This window comes from Ruegeria sp. AH12 (genome assembly GCF_056541465.1).
Window position 1 is genome coordinate 1 of record NZ_JBQFYL010000045.1, and the last position, 1,574, is coordinate 1,574.

1 protein-coding gene is annotated in these 1,574 nt (G+C 63.5%); it reads right to left on the reverse strand.

Annotated elements, in window-relative coordinates:
- Positions 1-1,574: aminomethyl-transferring glycine dehydrogenase (locus tag ACR0EL_RS21435; protein ID WP_480502181.1), on the reverse strand; the 1,574-nt coding region annotated here is incomplete at its 3' end.

The following is a 1,574-nucleotide window of genomic DNA, read 5'->3' on the forward strand; positions in this document are numbered from 1 at the left end:
TTGCCGAACTCGGGCCAGGTGACCGGGATCATCTCGATCGTGGCGTTCAGCTTCATGGTGCAGGAGCCCAGCGGGATCATCGCCCGGTCCAGCGCCAGGTCGCGGTCGGCCAGACGGCGCATATAGCGCGTGATCTCGGCCTCGGCCCGGTTCTGGTGGAAGATCGGGTGGGTCAGGTATTCGCTTTCGCGCAGCGCGTAATCGGGCAGGCGGTAAGCGACATTTGCGCTGTCATCAGAGCGGTCGATGCCGAAGGCCCCCCAGACGGCCTCGATGGTCTCGGGCCGGGTCTGTTCATCCAGACTGATGCCAACCTTGGTCTCGCCCACCTTGCGCAGGTTGACGCCACGCGCCACGGCGGCCTCCATCACTGTTGTCTGCAGAGGGCCGACCTCAACCGTGATGGTGTCGAAGAACACCTCTGGTTCAACGGCAAAGCCCGCCTCTTCCAGACCGGCGGCCAGGCGCGAGGTCTTGCGGTGCACCGATTGCGCGATGGCCTTGATGCCGTCGGGGCCGTGATAAACGGCATACATCGAGGCAATGACCGCCAGCAGCGCCTGCGCGGTGCAGACGTTCGAGTTGGCTTTCTCACGCCGAATATGTTGCTCGCGGGTTTGCAGCGACAGGCGGTAGGCCTTGTTGCCGCGGCTGTCGATGCTGACACCGATGATCCGGCCGGGCATCGAGCGTTTCAGCTTGTCGGTGGTCGCCATGTACGCGGCATGCGGGCCACCATAGCCCATCGGAACGCCAAAGCGCTGGGTCGAACCGATGGCGATATCCGCGCCCATCTCACCGGGGGATTTCAGCAGCGCCAGCGACAGGATGTCGGCAGCGACAATGGCGATGGCTTTATGTTCGTGCAGCGCCGCGATTTCCTTGGTGAAGTCGCGCACGTGACCATGGGTGCCGGGATATTGGAAGATCGCGCCAAAGACCGCGCCTGCGTCCAGCGTGTCCGGGTCGGCCACCTGCACGTCGATGCCCAGAGGCTCAGCGCGCGTTTTAATGACCGCGATGGTCTGCGGGTGGCAGTTTTTGTCGACAAAGAAAGCCGCGTTGTTGGCCTTGGACCGGCCGCCGCGCTTGGCCATGGCCATGGCTTCGGCCGCCGCAGTGGCTTCGTCCAGCAGCGAGGCGTTGGCCACGTCCAGCCCGGTCAGGTCGCTGACCATGGTCTGGAAGTTCAACAGCGCCTCAAGACGGCCCTGGCTGATCTCGGGCTGATAGGGCGTATAGGCGGTGTACCAGGCCGGGTTTTCCAGAATGTTGCGCAGGATCGGCGCAGGCGTGGTGGTGCCATAGTATCCCTGACCGATCAGCGAGGTCAGAACGGTGTTCTTGCGCGCCACCTCTTTCATGTGGAACAGCGCATCGCGTTCCGTCATCGCCGGACCCCAGTCCAGCGGCTCTTTCTGCCGGATCGCAGGCGGAACCGTGGCGTCGATCAGCTGGTCCAGCGTCTTGAAGCCGATCACCTTGAGCATGTCGCGCATCTCGGTCGGGCTGGGCCCGATATGGCGGCGGTTGGCGAAGTCATAGGCTTCGTAATCGGTCAGTTTGAAGGCCAT